Raw genomic sequence first — 4,322 nt, 5'->3', positions numbered from 1 at the left:
CTCCAACACCCCGGCCTGCCCACGCCCAGAATAAGCCGTCCCAAGTCGCTTGACTTCCGTTAGGAACTCAGTAGCGTGCGGCCACGCCCAGCGCGGCAGAGTCGGGCGTCTGGGAACCTACCCCAGCGTTGCCGCTTGGGTGAAAGCGTTGAGGATGCGCGAACGCGCACCAGTGTCCGTGTTCAGCCTTTGAGGACTTGGATGAGGTACGGCCAGCGTGGGTAGAAGAGCGCGCTGCGGTGACCCCGTCAGGTACTTCATCCATCCGGAAAGTGCTGGTGCTCCCATCGGCACGACCAGTCTCAGGCCAGGCAGCAAGGTAACGAGGTTGTCGAGCCATGGCTCCGCCTCCACGACGTCGGCTGGCTTGGCGTTCTTGGTGCTCTTGCCGTCGGCAGACGGCAAGTACCAGGGCACCACGTTCCAGATGACGATGCGTTTGCGGTCAAGCTGGGCGTCGTGGAGGAGCGTGAAGATATTCGCGGCTGTCTGGTCGTCATTGTCGGCCGAGACGAATCCCGACCCCTTGTGCGCACTGGCACGAGGCCCAGGGCACTCGAGAAGCAGTAGTACGTCGGCGTCTGTGCCGCCGTCTGCGGGGTCGAACCAGGGCGCGGCACCGTCGTCGGCGCGGCGACGGTTGATGTCACGCACCATCGCGTTGAGTCCGGCGACATGCGGGGCCTGCAGTCGCGCCAACTTGCGCTTCACCAGGTCCGGGTCCCGATGAGCCTTGGGGTTCACCGACATAAATCTCCTACGTGTGGAGTGGAAGCACGAGCTACGACAGGGCAGCCCAAGTGGTGAGCTGTACGGCCTCTTGCTGGAAGGGCGGTCGGCTAGCCGCTTGCCTCGACCCGGTCTGTCTCAACTGGCGAGTCTTCGGGCGTCGTTTCTTCCGGTCCGTCCTGTGAAGAGAGCGCGCCGGAGGCCAGCCCTGCGGGTGGTGGGGTTTCTAGGCTGTCGTCTCTAAGTTTGGGGGGTGTGGCCGACCAGGCCTTGAGGTTCTGGAGCACGTCTGCGTAGAAGGTGTCGGTGAGGTCGAGGACCGAGTCGATGAACCCGCCGCGTCCGCGTGCGCGCTTCGTTCCCAAGGGTGCGCTCAGGGCCACTCGGAAGCTCTTGATGTCCCGCTTGGGGTCTGCCACGAGCAGGGCAGGGTTCTCGCGCACCGCGCCCAGGAGCTCGGTGGTTCCCGCCCCGCGAGCGTTGGCCATGAATGCCTCGACCCGTACGCCGTCGGGAGCGTTCTTCAGTTGACGCACCAGCCAGTTGACTCGGGTCTGCGGGCGCCCCTGCCGTGGCGCGTCGATGTCGGTGTGACAGGTGACCCTTCCAGCTCGAACGTCGACGGTGATGGTGATCGCTCCGACGGCGTCCGGGACGCGGATCGCCCCGGTCAGCACCCCGTCGCTCTCCAGCGACGCGAGGAGGGTCTGCGGGCGAAGTGCAGGGTCGGCCAGCTCGCGGCGGCTGAGCAGGTGGGTGACGTCGGTGCCGAGGCGCCGACCGAGGCGCAGGCTGGCGTACCTCAGCAGGGCGTCGAACCTTGCGACGACGTCCGGTCCGCCCCGGTCACTGGCGCGGAACGTGTTCGAGGTGACAGCTTGCCGGACCGGGACCCATTCCGCGCCCATGTCGTCGAACTCCATGGCTCCGGAGCGGGGATGCTCGAGGTAGCGGATCAGCTCGCCCAGGATCCATGCCTGCTCGGGGTCGGAGACACCGCGGTGCTCCTTCTGCACGACGGCGGTCGAGAGGAGCAGGCTCCACGACCAGTGATGGATGGAGACCTTCCGTAGCTTTCGCTTGTCCAGCTTTGTGGGGTGCTGGGTGGGGGTGGGCGGGATCTCGTTGCTGATGGTCAGCAGCGCGTCGAAGCCGTGCTCCTTCGCGACGTCGAGGTAGGCCTCCAGCTGGTCGGTCGCCAGCTCGTTCTTGCCGGTCTTGACCTCGACGAGCGCGGTCCAGGTCTTCTGCCCTCGTGATACCCGGATGAGGCCGTCCGGGTAGACCCGTTTGCCGTTGAGGTCGAAGGGGACCTCGATATACGCCTCGATCTTGCCGGCCGGCACGCCCAGCGGTTTGAGCATCCCCCGGCTGAAGTCCGGCACCGCCGACATCACCGCCAGCAGCGCAGACGTCGCCCGCCGCTCCTGCTCCTCAGCACCGGAGATTCCGGACGTCGGGATCAGGCGTGCTTCATTCCACGCTTCTTCAGCCACATTGCTCCTCCCGTTGGCGGCCACCATAGCCGCACGTCGAACCCATCTGCCGGACTCCCCCCGAGCGTTTGGTCAGTCTCCGTGAGCGCGTACCTCGTTCGGGCCAACACGGTTGCATCGCGGTGCCAGCAGGAGGATGTTTGTCCGCATGGTTCGACGGATGCCGGCCAACGTGCTGTTCTGCGTAGCTGCGACGGCTGTGCTCGTGAGCGGCTGCGGTGGTGGCGCGGCCGGTCTGGCCCGCAGTATGGGCACAAGTGCCGATCAACTGTTTCCGCACCTCGACACAGCGGCCAGTCGGGTTGGACAGAGCACGGATGACTTCGCGAAATCCCGCCAGCAGTGGATAGACGACGCTGCCGCCGCATACAGGACGGTTCCAGGAGAGCTCCGGGAAGAGGCCTGCTCTAGGCTGACCGAATGGTTCTTGGCCACCTTGGCAGGAGACGGGGCGCGCGTGGAGCAGGCGGTCGGACAAACCGCTAGCCTCGTCCCCCAGCTTCAGGCAGACGGTGAGGGACAGGCCCTCGCCAGCCAGTTGCAAGCGGAGATCGACAACAGCGCCACGGGCGAGAGCACCGTGTTGAGCGTTGGGGTCCTCAAGGCGGCGGTGTGCAAGGCCGCATCCGCTTAACCACTTGCATGCCCGGATCCCTGCAGGGGCTACTCCGCCTACGGGCGATTGCGTCATGGGCCGAGCGCAGCCGATAGGGTTCAAGAACCACGCTCCCGCAGCGGCATGACAGTGCATCCGAAGGCGCGCTGCCGGGTCGACGCTGACGCCGTGTTCTGGCGTCTTTCGGGACGCGCCCCAAGGCCGTACTGGCTTAGCTGTTGGCGGTGTCGGCCCGGTCCGGTCCTCAGCCACCGAATCGCCCCGCGCAGGAGGGCGGCCGCTGCGCATACCTAGGGCTGGAGCGCTTGGACAGCACTCACGATAACGATCTGATCGGGCGCGAGCCATGGTGCGGCAGTCTCGTAAATGGCGTCGACGGTTGCCCGGTCGGCGACCACGACCTCGACGTGTAAACGGGGATCGGTCCCGCCACTCCCAACACTGTGGAATCTAAGGTCCGATCGTTCGGCCACGGCGTCCTGGGCGGCCCGCAGGTCCTGGTCGGAGGGGACGTTCCGCATCTCGAGGCACAGGGGACCGGTGTAGACGTCGCGGATCGCGGCCCGGGAGGCGTCCAGGTCGGTGCCCTCGGTGAGCAGCACGTTCATCACCCCGCCGTCTGAGACCCAGGACGTCGCGTAGCCGGCCAGGTCCTGCCGCAGCAGGGTCAGGAGCGCCTGCTCCTCGTCCATCCCGGCCGGTCCTTGGGTGCGGCTGGCCTGGTCGACGCCGGCTATGTCGGCCGTGGGGTCCTCACACAGTGCGGTGAAATCCGTGTCGAGCCAGTCGGTCATGTCGTAACCCGGAGGAGGCTCGGGGTTCAATGGCTGGGTCAGGGTAAACGTCCCCTGCTCGCCGGCCTCCGGGGCGTAGTGACCGATGGCGTACACGGTGTCATCTGTCCAGGTGATCCCGTTCTCCTGCTGGACGTCGTGGTCTGCCCAGGAGAACGCCCCCTCGAGCTCTGGCCCGATGCAGTCAGGTGGATAGATCGCTGTTTGAGGGCCGAAGCAGAGAACCACCGGGTCCTGCACCGAGCGCTGATATGGGCTTGCGGCCAGGACGACCTCATTCGACAGGTCCACAATCTCGGGCTCGTGACCGGCGGCCGCCTGTGGAGCGGGGGGAGTGCTCCTTGCCGGCCCCGTTGCGGCCGAGCCGTCCCCGGTTGGTGCCGACTGGTTCCCGCACGCCGCGAGGAACAGCGCCGAGCCGATCCCCACGAGCCCGGCAGCAGTTCTCATGCTTCGCATCATTGCAGTTCGACGGGAAGCCCACCCGGACCGTTCCGCAGAAACGGTCTGCCCGGTCGGGCGAAAGACCCGTAGCATCAGCACCCGATGGCGTATAGCGCGCCCATGGGCGACGACCCTCAACATCTCGCATCGAGAGGGCAGCAAGTCACGACCTGCGGCATGAGAGTGCACCGCGCCTGACCGCTGAGGCGCAGGCGGCGGCCGTTCTGAGAGAGATCAATTCGT

Annotated in this window: 4 protein-coding genes; 1 reads left to right on the top strand and 3 read right to left on the bottom strand. The window is 66.3% G+C overall.

Translation table 11 applies throughout. The annotated features are described in order from the left end of the window. Positions 1 to 117: 117 nt before the first annotated feature. Together D4B81_RS17495 and D4B81_RS17490 are read right to left on the bottom strand one after the other, a co-directional pair. Entirely contained in the window at positions 118 to 744 is a 627-nt protein-coding gene (locus tag D4B81_RS17495; protein WP_161965286.1) for a uracil-DNA glycosylase, read from the bottom strand. A 95-nt stretch (positions 745 to 839) separates the two neighbouring features. Further along, complete coding sequence (locus tag D4B81_RS17490; RefSeq protein ID WP_122263947.1) at positions 840 to 2,225, bottom strand: hypothetical protein; 1,386 nt, start codon at positions 2,223 to 2,225, stop codon at positions 840 to 842. A 160-nt stretch (positions 2,226 to 2,385) separates the two neighbouring features. Between D4B81_RS17490 and D4B81_RS17485 the strand changes: the two genes are divergently transcribed. Further along, a complete protein-coding gene (locus D4B81_RS17485) occupies positions 2,386 to 2,859 on the top strand; it encodes a hypothetical protein (protein ID WP_161965285.1) in 474 nt (157 codons plus the stop codon). A 272-nt stretch (positions 2,860 to 3,131) separates the two neighbouring features. Here the strand turns inward: D4B81_RS17485 and D4B81_RS17480 are convergent, their stop codons facing one another. Then, positions 3,132 to 4,085, bottom strand: coding sequence for a hypothetical protein (locus D4B81_RS17480; protein WP_122263944.1), 954 nt, complete (start codon positions 4,083 to 4,085; stop codon positions 3,132 to 3,134). Between the last annotated feature and the right edge of the window lie 237 nt (positions 4,086 to 4,322).

This window comes from Ornithinimicrobium cerasi, assembly GCF_003702705.1.
GTDB classification, from domain to species: Bacteria; Actinomycetota; Actinomycetes; order Actinomycetales; family Dermatophilaceae; genus Ornithinicoccus; species Ornithinicoccus cerasi.
This window is presented reverse-complemented; position numbering and strand designations above follow the sequence as displayed.